Source organism: Vreelandella janggokensis (assembly GCF_031451615.1).
Classification (GTDB): Bacteria; Pseudomonadota; Gammaproteobacteria; order Pseudomonadales; family Halomonadaceae; genus Vreelandella; species Vreelandella janggokensis.
Genome location: NZ_JARWAJ010000001.1, coordinates 252,470 through 268,164, shown reverse-complemented (window position 1 = coordinate 268,164; position 15,695 = coordinate 252,470). Strand labels below are relative to the sequence as shown.

General features: G+C 59.5%; 17 protein-coding genes. 7 read left to right on the top strand and 10 right to left on the bottom strand.

The window, feature by feature from the left end:
• Positions 1-83 precede the first annotated feature (83 nt).
• Together dnaG and rpsU are read right to left on the bottom strand one after the other, a co-directional pair.
• A complete protein-coding gene (gene dnaG / locus QC816_RS01270) occupies positions 84-1,940 on the bottom strand; it encodes a DNA primase (RefSeq protein WP_309780614.1) in 1,857 nt (618 codons plus the stop codon).
• Positions 1,941-2,131: 191 nt separating this feature from the next.
• Positions 2,132-2,347, bottom strand: a complete 216-nt coding sequence (gene rpsU / locus QC816_RS01265) for a 30S ribosomal protein S21 (RefSeq protein WP_008956349.1) — start codon at positions 2,345-2,347, stop codon at positions 2,132-2,134.
• 199 nt (positions 2,348-2,546) lie between these two features.
• Between rpsU and tsaD the strand changes: the two genes are divergently transcribed.
• On the top strand, positions 2,547-3,596 hold the full coding sequence (gene tsaD / locus QC816_RS01260) for a tRNA (adenosine(37)-N6)-threonylcarbamoyltransferase complex transferase subunit TsaD (protein ID WP_085917232.1): 1,050 nt from the start codon (positions 2,547-2,549) through the stop codon (positions 3,594-3,596).
• A 10-nt stretch (positions 3,597-3,606) separates the two neighbouring features.
• On the opposite strand, the gene plsY is transcribed toward tsaD, so the two are convergent.
• Positions 3,607-4,179 (bottom strand): glycerol-3-phosphate 1-O-acyltransferase PlsY, encoded by a 573-nt coding sequence (gene plsY, locus QC816_RS01255; protein WP_309780613.1) that lies wholly within the window; start codon positions 4,177-4,179, stop codon positions 3,607-3,609.
• A gap of 80 nt (positions 4,180-4,259) precedes the next feature.
• Here plsY and folB point away from each other — a divergent pair, with 80 nt between their 5' ends.
• Entirely contained in the window at positions 4,260-4,640 is a 381-nt protein-coding gene (folB, locus tag QC816_RS01250; protein ID WP_085917231.1) for a dihydroneopterin aldolase, read from the top strand.
• On the top strand, positions 4,637-5,182 hold the full coding sequence (gene folK, locus QC816_RS01245) for a 2-amino-4-hydroxy-6-hydroxymethyldihydropteridine diphosphokinase (protein ID WP_309780612.1): 546 nt from the start codon (positions 4,637-4,639) through the stop codon (positions 5,180-5,182). The genes folB and folK overlap by 4 nt, the downstream gene beginning before the upstream one ends.
• A gap of 13 nt (positions 5,183-5,195) precedes the next feature.
• Here folK and QC816_RS01240 read toward each other — a convergent pair whose 3' ends face one another.
• The 7 genes from QC816_RS01240 to QC816_RS01210 all read right to left on the bottom strand — a co-directional run bounded on the left by QC816_RS01240 (position 5,196) and on the right by QC816_RS01210 (position 12,973).
• On the bottom strand, positions 5,196-6,317 hold the full coding sequence (locus QC816_RS01240) for a tRNA nucleotidyltransferase/poly(A) polymerase-related protein (protein ID WP_309780611.1): 1,122 nt from the start codon (positions 6,315-6,317) through the stop codon (positions 5,196-5,198).
• Entirely contained in the window at positions 6,314-7,138 is an 825-nt protein-coding gene (locus QC816_RS01235; RefSeq protein WP_309780610.1) for a symmetrical bis(5'-nucleosyl)-tetraphosphatase, read from the bottom strand. The genes QC816_RS01240 and QC816_RS01235 overlap by 4 nt, the downstream gene beginning before the upstream one ends.
• Before the next feature lie 28 nt (positions 7,139-7,166).
• Positions 7,167-7,544 (bottom strand): Co2+/Mg2+ efflux protein ApaG, encoded by a 378-nt coding sequence (apaG, locus tag QC816_RS01230; protein ID WP_309780609.1) that lies wholly within the window; start codon positions 7,542-7,544, stop codon positions 7,167-7,169.
• On the bottom strand, positions 7,541-8,356 hold the full coding sequence (gene rsmA, locus QC816_RS01225; RefSeq protein ID WP_309780608.1) for a 16S rRNA (adenine(1518)-N(6)/adenine(1519)-N(6))-dimethyltransferase RsmA: 816 nt from the start codon (positions 8,354-8,356) through the stop codon (positions 7,541-7,543). The genes apaG and rsmA overlap by 4 nt, the downstream gene beginning before the upstream one ends.
• A gap of 71 nt (positions 8,357-8,427) precedes the next feature.
• Positions 8,428-9,483, bottom strand: a complete 1,056-nt coding sequence (gene pdxA / locus QC816_RS01220; RefSeq protein ID WP_309780607.1) for a 4-hydroxythreonine-4-phosphate dehydrogenase PdxA — start codon at positions 9,481-9,483, stop codon at positions 8,428-8,430.
• Entirely contained in the window at positions 9,483-10,499 is a 1,017-nt protein-coding gene (locus tag QC816_RS01215; RefSeq protein ID WP_309780606.1) for a peptidylprolyl isomerase, read from the bottom strand. Before QC816_RS01215 ends, pdxA begins: the two co-directional genes overlap by 1 nt.
• 41 nt (positions 10,500-10,540) lie before the next feature.
• The gene (locus QC816_RS01210; RefSeq protein WP_309780605.1) at positions 10,541-12,973 is read right to left on the bottom strand and encodes an LPS-assembly protein LptD; all 2,433 of its coding nucleotides are present in this window, start codon (positions 12,971-12,973) and stop codon (positions 10,541-10,543) included.
• A 70-nt stretch (positions 12,974-13,043) separates the two neighbouring features.
• Here QC816_RS01210 and QC816_RS01205 point away from each other — a divergent pair, with 70 nt between their 5' ends.
• From QC816_RS01205 to QC816_RS01190, 4 genes are all read left to right on the top strand, one after another.
• The gene (locus QC816_RS01205) at positions 13,044-14,054 is read left to right on the top strand and encodes an aminoglycoside phosphotransferase family protein (protein WP_309780604.1); all 1,011 of its coding nucleotides are present in this window, start codon (positions 13,044-13,046) and stop codon (positions 14,052-14,054) included.
• Positions 14,051-14,725: an N-acetylmuramate alpha-1-phosphate uridylyltransferase MurU gene (gene murU / locus QC816_RS01200; protein WP_309780603.1), complete on the top strand. Its 675-nt coding sequence runs from the start codon at positions 14,051-14,053 to the stop codon at positions 14,723-14,725. Before QC816_RS01205 ends, murU begins: the two co-directional genes overlap by 4 nt.
• The gene (locus QC816_RS01195; protein ID WP_309780602.1) at positions 14,722-15,117 is read left to right on the top strand and encodes a gamma-glutamylcyclotransferase family protein; all 396 of its coding nucleotides are present in this window, start codon (positions 14,722-14,724) and stop codon (positions 15,115-15,117) included. Before murU ends, QC816_RS01195 begins: the two co-directional genes overlap by 4 nt.
• Positions 15,118-15,212: 95 nt before the next feature.
• The gene (locus tag QC816_RS01190; RefSeq protein WP_066319734.1) at positions 15,213-15,632 is read left to right on the top strand and encodes an OsmC family protein; all 420 of its coding nucleotides are present in this window, start codon (positions 15,213-15,215) and stop codon (positions 15,630-15,632) included.
• The last annotated feature ends 63 nt before the right edge of the window (positions 15,633-15,695 follow it).

Genomic DNA, 15,695 nt, shown 5'->3' with positions numbered 1-15,695 from the left:
ATTGGTTAGCCGCTTTTTTATCCGTGGGACTTGATCTGGAGGCGGCACGTTGATAATTCAACCCGCTTCTTTAACATGTAGCGTCAATGTGGTCGCTGAGACAGCTCCATTAGCAATTCTTGAATCCGTCGCTTCTGGGCTTTATCAAGCTTTTGACCCTCGCGCTCCCGAGCAAGCAAGGCATCGTATTCCTCCTGCGGAGATTGCTGACGCCGCACATAATCCAAGTGCGCCACCAACCCAGCTAGCTCTGTCTCGCGAGACGCTTTTGAAATCAACAATTCTTGCTGAGCAAAAAAGGCTAACCGCGCCCCTTCCGAACTGCCCTGAAAATGCGCCAAAACCACCTGGGGACTGCGATAACGCCCAGCCCGCAGGAGCGCCAGCAGCTCTCGACAGAGACGCACATCAGCGCCTTCCGGCCCGTCACTATCCGGCAACCAGGCGTCACTCTCTGGCAGGCTCGCCACCAGGCCGGGTTCGTGAAGCAGTAGCTGTACAATTCGCCCAACCGGCGACAGCGCTTGTTCACGAACCGTCCGACGCGCTGGTGCGACTTCCTTCCCAGAGCCTGCAGTACCGGAGGGCTCCACCGACTCCCCGCGAGTCTGTTGCTGGCGCGCTGCCGCCTCGACACGCTTTTCAAGCAGTTCTTTCAACTGCTCCTGGGCCAAACCACTACGCTTGGCAAGCGCCTCGAGCAGCAATGATTTGAGCATGCCATCCGGCACTTTGTTCAACGCCTCAAGCACCCCACTGGCAAACCGTTCGCGCCCCTCCACGGTATTCAGGTCACGGCCCTGGGCTGCCCGCTCGAAGAGAAACTCAGACAGCGGCATTGCACAGGTGACACGGTCCTGAAAAGCCTCGGTCCCCTCGCGGCGCACCAGCGTATCCGGGTCATCGCCTTCCGGCAGAAACAAGAACCGCGCCTCTCGGCCGTCGATCATCATCGGCAGCGCGGTTTCGAGTGCCCGACTTGCCGCCTCGCGGCCAGCCCGGTCGCCGTCAAAGCAAAAAACAACGCGCCCGACGAGCCGGAAGAGGCGACTCAAGTGATCTTCCGTGGTGGCCGTACCAAGAGTGGCCACGGCATTATGAATGCCATATTGCGCCAGGGCGACAACGTCCATATAGCCCTCGACCATCACCAGTTGCTCAAGCCTGCTGGAGGCTTGGCGGGCTTCATAAAGGCCATAGAGCTCCCGCCCTTTATGAAACACGGGCGTTTCCGGAGAGTTAAGGTACTTGGGCTGACCGTCACCCATTACCCGACCACCGAAAGCGATTGTACGACCGCGCAGATCACGGATCGGGAACATTACCCGGTCACGAAAGCGGTCGTAAGTGCGCCCTGTGTCTTCACGGTGAATCAACAGACCATATTCAATCTGCACCGACTCACTGATACCCCGCTCGCTCAGGTGTTGCTTGAGCGCTTCCCAGCCCCCTGGTGCATAGCCAATGCCGTAGTCACTGATGACATCACTGGAAAGACCGCGTTCGTGCAAATACTGCTTGGCGTCCTGCCCTTCCTGCATTTTCAGCCGCTCGCGGTAAAAGCTGGCGGCAAGCTCAAGCAGATTAACGCCTTCTTTACGCTTTTTTTCGCGTTGCTGGGCGCGCGGATCGTCAGCCCCTTCTCGGGGCACTTCAACCCCCAAGCGCCCAGCCAACTGCTCAACCGCCTCGGGAAACGGCAGTTTGTAGTATTCCATCAAAAAACGCAGCGCATTGCCGTGTGCCCCACAGCCAAAGCAGTGATAGAACTGCTTGTCAGCGCTCACCGTAAACGAAGGGGTTTTTTCTTGATGGAAAGGACATAGGCCCGAGTAGTTGCGACCTGCTTTTTTTAGCTGTACACGCTCACCAACCACTTCCACCACATCAACGCGGCCGAGAAGATCGTCGATAAAACGCTGTGGAATTTGGCCAGCCATGGATGCAGGCATCCTCGCGCGGGGCGCTGATTCGCGAACCTAATGTCATCAGACACTATCGTCATGAGGGACGATGCCTGATCACCTTAGACACGCTTGGATAAACGCAAAACAAGCGGCCACCTAGATGGCGGCCGCTCGACATCCCTCTAGAAACACACCATGAGTGACATAGCGTGTTTCGGTACGGATCAATAGAGCCGTTCGAAACGCTTTTGTTCACGCTGAACTTTCTTGGCGTGACGTTTTACGGCCGCAGCCGCTTTGCGCTTGCGCTCAGCAGTCGGCTTCTCATAGTGCTCGCGACGACGTACTTCAGAGAGAACGCCGGCTTTTTCGCAAGAACGCTTGAAGCGACGCAGGGCGACGTCAAACGGCTCGTTATCACGTACTTTTACAGAAGGCATTAAGCACTCACCTACCTTAAGGAGTCTTGAGTTCGGATAGTACGCACACCGTTACGCATGTATGCGAGCACAGTGCACGACTCAGTTTTACAGCGCACAATATTCTAATCCTGCTGGGCACGCTTTGCAAATGCTAACACCCACTCGCCATTAGGAATGCTAGAATAGGCCACCTATTTTTTCACAGAGTTATTGTCCTATGCGCGTACTGGGCATTGAAACGTCCTGCGATGAAACCGGCGTCGCCATTTACGATACGTCGCTGACCGGCGGCCAAGGTCTGCTCGCCGATGCGCTTTACAGCCAAATTGCCATGCACACCGATTACGGTGGCGTTGTGCCAGAACTGGCCTCACGCGACCATACCCGCAAACTGCTACCACTTATTGAGCAAGTTCTTGCCGACGCCGGGCTCGAGCGCCACGACCTTGATGGTATCGCCTATACCGCTGGACCTGGCCTGGTCGGCGCGTTAATGGTGGGCGCCAGCACCGCCCATGGCATGGCCCGCGGACTGGGCATTCCCGTGCTTGGGGTGCATCACATGGAAGGCCACTTACTGGCTCCCATGCTCGAGGACGACGCCCCCGACTTCCCGTTTGTGGCGCTGCTGGTGTCCGGCGGCCACACCCAACTGGTAAACGTGCAGGGGCTAGGCCACTACCAGCTTCTCGGCGAGTCGGTGGACGATGCCGCTGGCGAAGCCTTCGACAAAGCCGCCAAAATGCTCGGACTGGCCTACCCGGGCGGCCCCCACGTGGCGGCGCTGGCCGAACAAGGGAACCCTGAGCGTTTTCGCTTTCCCCGCCCAATGACCGACCGCCCGGGACTGGACTTCAGCTTTTCCGGGCTGAAGACCCACACCCTCACCGCTATTCGCCAGCTGGAAACGGCAGACAAGCTGGACGACCAGGCCCGGGCTGACGTTGCCCGCGCCTTTGAAGAAGCAGTTGTCGACACCCTGGTCATCAAGTGCCGTCGGGCGCTGGATCAAACCGGCCTTAAGCGGCTGGTCGTGGCGGGCGGTGTAAGCGCCAATCATCGTCTCCGCGAACGGCTCGCCCAGGCCTGTGAAAAACGCCAGGCAAAGGCCTACTATCCGCGCGGACGTTTTTGTACTGATAACGGTGCCATGATCGCCTATGTGGGTGCCCAGCGACTCGTCGCTGGCGAGCAGGACGCAAGCGGCATCATGCAGGCCACACCGCGCTGGCCGCTCGCCGACCTGGCGGCACCGACCACGCCTTAGCCGCCGCCTCTCAGGCGCCGCCAAATGGCGGCTCCTCACCGCGCTTCAGCCGACGAATATTCAACGCATGACGGGTCAGCACCAGCAAGCTGAACCCGCCAACCACCAGCACATAAGATGGTGCCAGCCAGCTGCATACCAGCGGCGCCAGCATAGCGCTCCAAAGCGATGCCAGCGCGGCTGTTTTCAGCCGCCAGGCAAGCAGGGCCCAGACCAGGGCACTGATTAGCGCCACAGCGGGCACCAATACCAGTAGCACGCCGAACGCACTGGCGACTGCCTTGCCACCGCGAAACCCATGCCATAACGGGTAGCTGTGGCCCAGCAAGACGGCCAACCCCACCATCCCCTGAAGCCAGACGGGAAAGCCCAGCAGCTTGGCGGCGAGCACCGCCGGCATGCCTTTCAGCGCATCCAGCAGCAGCGTGGCTGCCGCCAGACGGGCGCCGTACAGGCGCAGCACGTTGGAAAAGCCTGGGTTGTGCGAGCCGTGCTGCCGGGGGTCGGGCACCCCTGCCCAGCGGCAGACGCTAAGTGCCGCCAGCCAGCTACCGCTCGCATATCCCACTAGTATCCATATCATGCCATTGTGCTCGCGTTGGCTACTGTTGCTGAGCGCTCTGCTCACGTACAATCGCTCGCTCGTTGTGTTGGGGAAGGCTCATGGACCGCATTTTCATCGAAGCGCTTGAGGTAGATACCATTATTGGCGTCTACGAATGGGAGCGCACCATTCATCAGTCACTGCGTCTGGATTTAACGCTGGCGACCGATATTCGCTCGGCGGCGGCCACCGATGACCTTCGGCTCACGCTGGATTACGCTGCCATTTGCCAGCGTATTCAACAGTTTGCTGATACTCATCAGTTTGCTCTGGTGGAAACCTTCGCCGAGCGCCTGGCCGCCTGCCTGCGCAATGATTTCCCGATCAGTTGGCTGCGACTTATCGTCCACAAGCCCGGCGCCATCCCCAATGCACGCAGTGTCGGCCTGGAAATCACCCGCGGCACGCTCCCCGACGAAACCGGAGCAACCACCCAATGAGCTTAGTGACCGTGAGCCTGGGCAGCAATATCGAGCCCGCCAGACACATTCGCTTATGCCTTGATGCGCTCGCCGACACCTTCGGTTCGCTTGAGGTATCCCGGGTGTTCGAGAGCGAACCCGTTGGCTTCAGTGATCGGCGCAATTTTTTCAACCTGGTGGTGGCGTTTCATAGCGACTGGACACCCGGTGAGCTACAGGCCTGGGCCAAACAACTGGAGGCCAACCATGGCCGAACGCCCGACACGGCAAAATACAGCCCCCGCGCGCTAGATATCGACCTGCTGACGGTGGGTGACGCCTGCGGCATCGTTGACGGGATCACGCTTCCCCGCGCCGAAATCAACTACAATGCCTTTGTCTTGCAGCCCTTGGCCGAACTCCTGCCCACACACTGCCATCCCCACTGTCGCACCCCTTATGCAACGCTCTGGGCAGCCTTTGAACTGGGCGCTCAGCGCTTATGGGCAATTGATTTCGAATGGCAAGGCACATGGATTTCCCAGGCCGACCCACCACTGCGTCAGGCGCTGGCCCGCTAAGCCCGGCCACACGTCAATTGAGCGTCTTGTCGATCGCCATGTGACGGCGCTCTTTTAGCGCAGCGCCCAGTTCGGCTCCCTGGAAACCTTCTGCCATCAACGACTGAGGACTTACCTGTTGCGCGGCCTGCCAAGCGGCGTTCAATGCGTCAACATGCTCCGGCGCCAACGCCGCCACCAGCGTCAACTGGGTATATACCTGAGAGGGCTTCCGCCAGGCATCGAGGCGCTCGAGCCAGTGAGACACCGCTGCGGCATCCAGCGTTCCTCCCACCAGGTGACGACTCAGGGCGGCATGCCGCGCTAGCTGCGCTACCGCATTCGGCAACCGTAACCGCCTGGCCAGCGACTCGCGCGCGGCATCGTCCAGCGGCGAAACCAACAACGCATAGCGCCATTCGGCACCGGCCAGCGCATCATCATTCACCCCCAGCGACATAGCGTTGAGACAATCACCCAAGCTGCCCCGCGTTAATTCAGGCCACCAGGTCGTCAGCGCACCACACTGGTCAAGTGTGGTGAAGTAGCTCGCCGGCCGCGCTTCGGCCAAGGCTTTTTCGGTTTCCCGCCATACCCGCTCAGCGGCCAAATAGGCCAGCTCACCGCTGCGGCTGACCTCCCCCATCAACGCCATCGTCTCCGGCGCAATCGCAAAGCCCAGCGTTCTATAGCGTGCTAGAAAGCGCGCCGTACGTAACACACGCAGCGGATCTTCGCGAAACGCTGGGGAGACATGCCGTAGCTGTCGCTGTTCAATGTCCTGCTGGCCGTCAAAAGGATCGATCAGCGTACCATCAGGTGCTTCCGCGATCGCATTGACGGTCAGATCGCGACGCAGCAAGTCGTCCTCAAGGCTGACGTCAGGGCTGGCGATCACTTTAAAACCTGCATAGCCGTGCCCCGCTTTTCGCTCAGTGCGTGCCAGAGCGTATTCTTCAGCGCTCTCAGGATGGAGAAACACCGGAAAGTCGCGCCCCACTGGCTTGAACCCTCGCTTGAGCATCTCATCGGGCGTAGTGCCCACGACTACCCAGTCGTTGTCATAGACCGGCCAGCCCAATAGCCTGTCGCGCACCGCCCCACCCACTCGGTAAACATCAAGTCCGGCGATACGCGGATCGCTGCCGCCCGTCATCGCGGCGAGCCCTGTAATTTATGGCTTGGCACACTGGTACGCGCGCCGGTCTCCAGGTCAAGAGCGGTCAGCTTCCCGCCCCAGGCGCAGCCGGTATCCAGGGCGTCAACTCGCACACGGGCACCAGGCGTCTCTCCACCGAGTGCCGCCCAGTGACCAAACAGCAATTGAGGATCGTCGTCGCGGGGGAATTGGAACCACGGCGCAAACCCTGCGGGTGCCGTTTCAAGCCCCTGATTGGCTTCGAAATCCAGGCACCCCTCTGCATCGATAAAGCGCATGCGGGTGAGCACATTGACAATGCAACGCAGACGATCCATGCCGTCAAGCGCGTTGTCCCAACGAGCCGGGTGGTTACCGTAGAGCTGGTTTAAAAAGCGCCCTGAGGTCTCGCTGACTAATGCCGCCTGCACCTCATCAGAAAGTGATATCACCTGAGCAAGGTCCCATTGGGGCAACAGACCTGCATGGGTCATCAGCCGGCTCCCTTCACTCACCGCCAATGGCTGACCCTGAAGCCAATCGAGCAAACGCTCGCGGTCAGGCGCATTCAACACGGCCTCCAGACTGGCATTCTTCTTGACCTTGCCGCCGCCGCGCGCGGCTACCAGCAGGTGAAAGTCATGATTACCCAGTACACAGCGAACGCGACTGCCCAATCTTTCAGCTTCGCGCAGGCAGGCCAGAGAGTCAGGCCCCCGGTTGACCAGGTCGCCGACCAGCCAGAGGGTATCCTGCTCCGGGTTGAAACCGAGCGTGTCTAGCAAGGCCATCCATTCGCCATAACAGCCGTGCAGATCGCCAATCGCATAGGTGCTCATTGTTGAAGGCCTTTCAGGTCATGAGTCATTAGTGCAGTTGATAAGGTACCGCAAGTCGAAAGGTAGGAATCGACACTTCAAAGACCCGCTGGGTTGAGGTATCCAGCAAGGTGTAGACGCCTTCCATGACCCCTACGGGCGTCTGCAACATGGCACGGCTGGTATAACGAAACTGCTGGCCCGGGCCGATCAGCGGTTGCTGCCCCACCACGCCCTTGCCGCGCACTTCCTGGTGTTCGCCACTGCCATGCGTGATTTTCCAGTAGCGTGCCATCAGTTGAACACTGTGTGGACTGCCGTTGTGCACGCTGACGGTATAACTGAATACGAAGCGTGATTCTGCCTCGCTCGACTCTTCAGCGCGGTATTCGGGGGTCACCGTGACATTGATCGCCAAGTCGCTCATTGCGTGACACCCCCTTCTTTCGCTGCCACACAGTTGGCGATCGCCACGAATTCAGCCACCGTCAGCGTTTGCGGGCGGCGTACCGGGTCGATGCCAAGCGTTTCCAATACATCGGCACCCACCCGCCCTTTCAGGTTATTGCGCAGGGTTTTGCGGCGCTGACCGAAGGCAAGCTTGACCAGCTCAAACAGCAACTCGGGGTCATCGGCCGTATGGGGCAGCGTCGCGTGGGGGGTGAGGCGGACTATAGCTGAGTCGACACTTGGACGTGGCACAAAGGCCTCAGGCGGGACAATAAAAAGCTGCTCGATCTGACAGTAATACTGAGCCATGACCGATAAGCGCCCCCAGTCAGGGCCGCCAGGCTCAGCCGCCAGACGCTCCACCACCTCTTTTTGCAGCATGAAATGCATATCGGCAATGGCACTGCCCATGGTCAGCAAATGCACAATCAGCGGCGTCGAGATGTTGTAGGGCAGGTTGCCCACCACACGTAGCCCGGGGCCATCGCCTTTGAGGGCGGCAAAATCGAATTTCAGCGCGTCGCCTTCATGGATGACAAAATCTGGATAGTTGAAAAACTGCACGCGCAGGCCTGGAATCAGGTCACGGTCGAGCTCGATAACCTCCAGCGCACCGGCGGCTTCTATCAGCGGCTCGGTGAGCGCGCCCTGACCCGGGCCAATTTCAATCAGTCGATCACCTTCGCGCGGGCCAATGGCACGCACGATGCGCGAAATGATCCCCAGGTCACGGAGAAAGTTCTGACCAAAACGTTTGCGGGCGCGGTGCTGCTGGGGCGCGTGAGACATCTAACACGATTCCTTGGGGGTCGGTCGTTGGCCAAAAAGCCTGGATAACTAGATTGTTGCGTCGCGCGGTACTAGCCCGACGAGACGGCGCGCTGGTCGGCGAGGCGGCGCGCCAACGATAGCGCCACTTGCAGGCTACCGGGATCGGCAATGCCCTTGCCTGCCAGCGTTAACGCCGTGCCATGATCAACAGAGGTACGCACCAGCGGCAAGCCCAGTGTGATATTGGCGGCCTGCCCAAAGCCTGCATATTTAAGCACCGCCAACCCCTGATCATGATACATGGCCAGGACAGCATCGACACCAGCCAGATGGCGCGGCGTAAACAGCGTATCGGCGGGGAAAGGGCCGGTAATCGCCATGCCTTCCTGACACAGCGCATCAAGGGCCGGAATGATAATATCCAATTCCTCGCGCCCCAGGTGACCACCTTCACCGGCATGGGGATTCAAGCCACATACCGCTATTCGCGGCGCGGCCAAGCCAAACTGCTGGCGCAGATCGGCATCCAGCAAACGACTGATACGCACAATACGCTCAAAGGTAATGGCATCCGCCACCTCACGCAGCGGTAAGTGCGTGGTAGCGAGCGCCACGCGCATGTCACCGCTGCCCTGCCAACCAGGCGCTTGAGCGTGCAGGGCTCGATCGGTGGCTAACATCATGACCACCTCGTCAACGCCGCAGGCGTCGCGTAGCCACTCGGTGTGTCCGGTAAACCCCGAGAAACCTGCATCGATAATCACGCCTTTATGCAACGGCGCGGTGACCATCGCCGCCGCTTGCCCAGCCTGACAAGCCGTCACGGCAAGCGCCAATGTCTCAAGCACGTAGCGACTATTCGCGGTGTTGAGCTCGCCGGGCACCGCAGATTCGGCAAGTTCAACCGGCCAGACCGGCAGCGTTGTCGACCGCTGCGCTGGCAGCGTTTGCGACGGCGACACCTCAATGATATCGACCTCAAGCGACAAGGCCGAGGCGCGTTGCCGCAGCATCCGCGGGTCACCTATCGCGACACTACCGGCGGGCAAGGCCCCCTGGGCTGCCAACATCAGCGTCAGTTCAGGCCCGATACCGGCAGGTTCACCGGTGGTGATCGCCAATGGCGCTGGGCAACGAGCTTTCATCAAAGACGAATGTCAACGAAGGCTTGCGAACGGATTTGCTGCTGCCAGGTTTCCAGCTCCTGATTGGCGCGGCGCTGAAAAATCGATTGGCGCACTTCTTCGCGCTGGGCTTCCTGGGTCACGTTTTGCTGGCGGCGATCCAGCACCTGGATAACGTGATAGCCGAACTGCGAGCGGACAGGTTCAGAGAGCTGGTTAATCGACAGCCCGCTCATGGCTTCTTCAAACGCGGGTACTGTCTGCCCAGGGCGTAACCAGCCAAGGTTACCCCCATTAAGCGCACTGCCATCGTCGTCGCTCATTTCTCGGGCCACCGTGGCGAAATCTTCGCCCTGCGCAATTCTTTCGCGCACGTTCTCGGCTTGCGCCCGCGCCTGGTTCTCACCGCGGGTGGGGGTTAGCTCGATGAGCACATGACGAGCTCGGGTCTCCTGAATAACGGCTTCTTCGCCTACCTGTCCCATCTGCTGGCTCAAATAGCGGTCAACCTCGCTGTCGCTGACATTGACCCGGTTGGCGACTTGTCTCTGTTGAACTCGGCGTATCAACATTTCCCTACGCACGTCCTCACGGACACTGGCCAGCGTCATGCCATCGGCTTCCACCGCATCGGCAAACTCGTCAAGGCTCATGTTGTTGGATTCGGCGATGGCGCGAACTTGCCGATTCAGCTCGGTATCATCGATGGTGATGTTGGCATCGCGGGCCATCTGCAACTGAATTTCCTCAACCACCATGCGTTCCAGCACCTGTGATTCCAGCTGTTGGCGAGAGGGAAGTGATTCCCCCCGGGACTGCGCCTGGCTCTCGATCTGCGCCAGTCGGTTATCCAGCTCACTGCGCATAATAACGCCGTCGTTGACCACAGCGACCACACGGTCCAGCGACTGGCGCTCAGTGGGCGCAGAGGCCTGGGCCTGAGCACTCAGCGGCACGGCTGCTGCCAGGCAAAAGGCCAACGCGGCTCCCAGCGAAAGCAGAGGGGCGCGGGCGAACAAGGTCTTTCTCAATTTCATAACATCAGTCTCTATATCAGTCGCCATTCTAACGGCTAAATTTATAAAGGCGTCGGGCGGTAACCCGGGATGGCTTGTTCAAAGAATCCATCGGCATTCTGGCCCACGCCGCCTAAACCACGGAACACAAAGCGCAGGAAAATCCCGCGGTCATTGAAGTCGTCATCGATACGGGCCGTGTCACTGTCATCGATCCACTCACGCCATACCAACTGCAGGCCGTAACAACAGTCGTTCCACTGAACGCCCGCCAGTTGCTCGAGCGAGCGGTCATTGGTTTGATCGTGAAGATACCGGCCGATCAGATCAATCTGTGGACTGGCCTTCCAGGCAAAGGACAAATCCCATTCTTCACGATTGTAGTTGCGGAAGTTGTCATCGCTGGGCTCTACGCCAGGGTCAAAATCTTCGATTTCCCAACGGTAGCCAAGGTTCACTACGTGGCCCTGAGGGTGACGATAGCGGAGGTCGACGGTAGAGCTTTCAGTACGTTCTCGATTATCGTCGTAGAGCCACTCGTAACCGGTACTCCAGCGATCATTAATCTGCCAGTCAACCCGGGTAACCAACGGCGAGCGATCACGGGTGGCCTGGTAATATCGCTCATCGTCGGTGCGTGGCGGTAGCGTATCAGCGTTGCCTTCGATATCAATCCGCCGCTCGTCGAAGTAGATGCTCTGACCTACGCCAACGGATAGCCGGTTGCGGCCGGTCTCATCTTCAAGCACCCGTGACTCAACCCCCAACGACAGTCGGTTCAAATCACCTACCCGATCGGCGCCGGAAAACCGTTGGGCGGACCAAAGCTGGTTCCAGGAAAAGGGTCTCTCACTGCTATCAAAGTCAGGCAACTCACTCTGGTCTGTGCGGGGCACATAGGCGTAGTTCAGGCGCGGCTCCAGGGTCTGGCGGTAGTCACGCCCCCCGAGGGCCAGTTCACGTTCAAACACCAGGCCACTGTCCACGGACGTCACCAGGATACTGCGGCTCGGCGATTCGCTGTTCTCGGTCATCCGGTTACCGTAGTCCAACTGATAATTGGTGTGCCACAGTTCCGTGCGCGGTTCCACATACCCCCAAGGGCGATCGAAACGCCAGCCCACAGCGGGGGTAAGGTGCAGGCGGCTACCTATCGCTGACTCGCGCTCAATGACTTGTTGTTCGTTAACATCACGCCAGAAATAGGTCGCGTTGGATCGCCACTGGCTGTAAAAACCACTACCCAATTGCCAACGGGCGTTAGCCGTCAAGCTCGGCAGGCGGTAGAAAGGCTTGTCGCGCTCATTAAGCGGGTCATCCAGACGCTGGAAGCCCTGAGCCCGGGCATCCAGCTGCCAGCGTTCACCACGGTAATCGACCTGCGCCAGACGCTCCATACTGGCACGATCGCTGCTGCCAAACTCGCCGCCAAAGTCGTCGAAATAACGCCCGTCGCTGGCGGCACCGTAGCGCAAGCGGTAATCGCTACGCGGATTGACACGTCCGGCATGCTGAGCTTCAAGGTACCAGCGGTCATCGCCCTTAAAGCGGTTTTCGGCGCCGCCCGACCCACCGTTATCGCTGTTTAGATAGCCAGCCTCCAGCGTACCAGCGCTCTCTTCCAGCAGATAGCGGAACTCACCGTTCAGCAGCAGGCCATGATCACTCATCCAGCGTGGCGTGATCGTCGCATCACGGTTGGGCGCGATGTTCCAGTAAAACGGCTGGGTATAGTCGATACCGTCGCCAGATACGCTAATCGCGGGGGTCAGCAGTCCGGTATGGCGACGGTCGTCGATCGGAAAGCGCACCCATGGAACGTACATAACAGGCACGTCCTTGATTTCCAGACGTGCGTTACGCGCGGTACCAAACCCTTTGGCTTGGTCCAGACGGATATCACTGCTGACGAGGTGCCAGGTATTTTCACCGGGGTCGCATGTCGTAAAGCGGGCATCCACCAGGCGGTACTGGTCTTCCTCCAGCTGTTCCAACTGAACGGCCTGACCGCGCAAGTGCTGGTCGTACAGCACGAACTGGCTATCGTCCAACTGCGTGCGATCTTCGTTAAGCATTATCTCAGCGGTATGTCCACGCACCAGGGAAGTGCCATCTCGCAGCGCAATATTGCCCTCGGCGTTCACCCGTTCACGGTCAGCGGGCATGCTGACACGCTCCGCTTCCACCTCCTGGTCGGCACGCCGCAATACCACGTCACCACGCAGAATCGTCTGACCGTCGATGTCGTAATCCGCTTCGGTGGCTTCGGCCGCCAGGGTTTCGGGGTTGTCCTGTTCCGCCAGGCGGTAGCCGGGCATCACGTAACGTCCACGGCATAGTTGGGTTGCGGCTTCTTCTCGTCCCCATGGCTGCCAGTCCAGCGCCTCCGCCGAGAGCGGCTCGCTCTGCGCGACAACGGAAAAAGAGGCGCTTGCCAACAAACTGCCCATCAATGTTTGCGCCACTGGCACCGCGCGCGAAAATCGCTTGCCCATGTTCGTTATCCTTGGCATCGAGAATCGGTATTATACAGTCCGCATCATGCCCGACCAGCTAGGAGCTTGCATGTCTTCATCGCGGATTAACGCCCTTATTTCATGGGCCGCGCAACAACACGGTCTTTCCATAGACACTATTTCCCTTGCCCCGGCCGGGGGTGACGCCAGTTTTCGGCGCTATTTCCGGCTCACGCTACCCGACAGCACGACCCGGGTGGTCATGGATGCCCCGCCCCAGCAGGAAGATAGTCAACCGTTCGTGACCATCGCCCGACGCTGGCGCAGCGCAGGATTACCTGTCCCTCGGATACACGCGGCCGACCTGGAGCAGGGTTTCTTACTGCTGGACGATCTGGGTAGCACACCCTTACAAGAGCTGTTTACTGATGATGCGCGTATTAGAGGCTATCATAATCAGGCCCTATCGCTGATTGCCGATTTGCAAAATCGTGTTTCCCCCGAGGCGTTGCCCGTTTATGACGCCGCACTATTGGGCCGGGAACTCGACCTGTTTCCCGAGTGGTGTCTCAATGCATGGCTGGGCATCCCGACGCCCGAGAACTGGACGGCGTTGCGGGCCGAGCTAATTGAACAGTCCCTGGCCCAACCCGTGGTCTGCGTGCACCGCGACTTCGACGCCATGAATTTGATGGTGTTGGATCAACGCCTCTACATGATCGACTTCCAGGACGCCGTCGCCGGTCCGATCAGCTACGATGCCATCTCGCTGCTGCGGGGACGCTACCAGCGTTTCAGCAAACAGCAATTTACGACGTTCATTCGCAACTTTCACTCACAGGCTCAACAGGATGGTCGCCTGTCGCAGCACCTTGATGCTGACACTTTTCTCGCCCAGAGCCAGGCAATGGCCGCCCAGCGCACCCTTAAAGTGCTTGGCATTTTCTGCCGTCTTACCCTGCGCGACCAAAAAGCAGGTTATCTGGCGCGCCTGCCACACTTCCTGGACCACCTGGACGACAGCCTGGCCGGGCTGCCTGCCCATGCCGAGTTCGCCCAATGGGCGTCCAACACCTTACGCCCCGCCATCACTGCACGTTTAAGCGAGGTAGGCCAATGAAGGCAATGATTCTGGCCGCCGGTCTCGGCAAGCGCATGCGTCCACTCACCGACCACTGCCCCAAACCCTTACTGACCGTCGCCGGTAAGCCGCTCATTGTGCACCACCTTGAACGGCTCAAACGCGTCGGCATTGACCAGGTCGTGATCAACGTCAGCTACCGCGGGGAGCAGATTATCGAGGCGTTGGGCGACGGCCACGCCCATGGGGTCCAGATTCAGTGGAGCCGAGAAGCCACGCCGCTTGAGACCGGCGGCGGTATTCGTCAGGCATTGCCTCTACTCGGCGAGAACCCGTTTTTACTCATCAATGGCGATGTCTGGTGCGATCACCTGCCCGATGCGAAGGCGCTAGCCAAGGAGGACCTGGCGCACTTGGTGCTGGTGGATAACCCCGGGCATCACCTCGACGGGGATTTTGCCTTGCGTGACGGTCGGGTGCATCAAGGCCCTCCCCCGTTCCTCACCTTCGCGGGTATCAGCCTGATCCGCCCGGCGCTGGTGGCGAATCACCCGGCAGGCGCCTTTGCCCTGGCGCCGCTGCTGAAACACGCCATCGACAGCCAGCGCGTCAGCGGCGAATACACCGCACAGCACTGGGTCGATGTGGGCACCCCGGAACGCCTTGCCGAGCTGGACACTCACCTGCAAGACCGACGAGGTGTGCGATGACCGCCAGACACCTGGAAGCCGCAGTGACCACTACATCCCTGGTAGCGGTATACGGTACGCTTAAGAAAGGCTTGAATAACGCTCACTGGCTGTCGACAGCGACTCGGCTGGGTGGCGATACCTGCACGGCACTGACCCTCTACGATATAGGACCCTACCCCGGCGCAAAATGGCAGACATCGCGCGGCATTAGCCTTGAGATTTATCGCGTGACGGCCAGCCAGCTCGCCCGGCTCGACGAGCTGGAAGATCACCGCCACGGGGCGCCTGAACAGGGCGAGTATCAGCGCCAGCTGCTCACGACCCGTTTCGGCAAGGCCTGGGTATATATTTATAACCCTAGCGTGGATGGTTGCATGATGATTGCCGAAGGTGGCTGGCCGTCACAATGAGGCCACAATAAGACAGTGCAGTGCGAACCAGGTAAGAGATGTTATGCTGCGCGACTTACTTTTTGTCAGCCAGCCGCCTGAATAAGGAGAGCAACGTGAAAGCACGCGTAAAATGGACAGATGGCCGCCAGTTCGTCGCTGAATCGGGCAGCGGCCACAGCGTGGTGATTGATGGCCCGCCCGACCATGGCGGCCGCAATACCGGCCCGAGGCCCATGGAAATGCTGCTAATGGGCATGGGCAGTTGCACGGCGTTTGATATTCTGAATATTCTCGACAAGGCCCGCGCCGACGTCACCGACTGCGTGGCGGAGCTTGACGCTGAGCGGGCCGATAGCGTGCCTTCGGTGTTCACGCGCATTCATGTGCACTTCGTGGTCACCGGCCGCGCACTGAAAGAAAAACAGGTCCAGCGTGCCGTCGAGCTATCTGCGGAGAAATACTGCAGTGCATCGATCATGCTGACCAACGGCGGCGTCGAGATCACCCATTCCTACGAGATCGTCGACGCCTGAGCGCCTTTGCATTGAAAAGCGTTCAAGCTTCGGTAAGCAGGCCAAAAAACTTGCCCTGCTGGA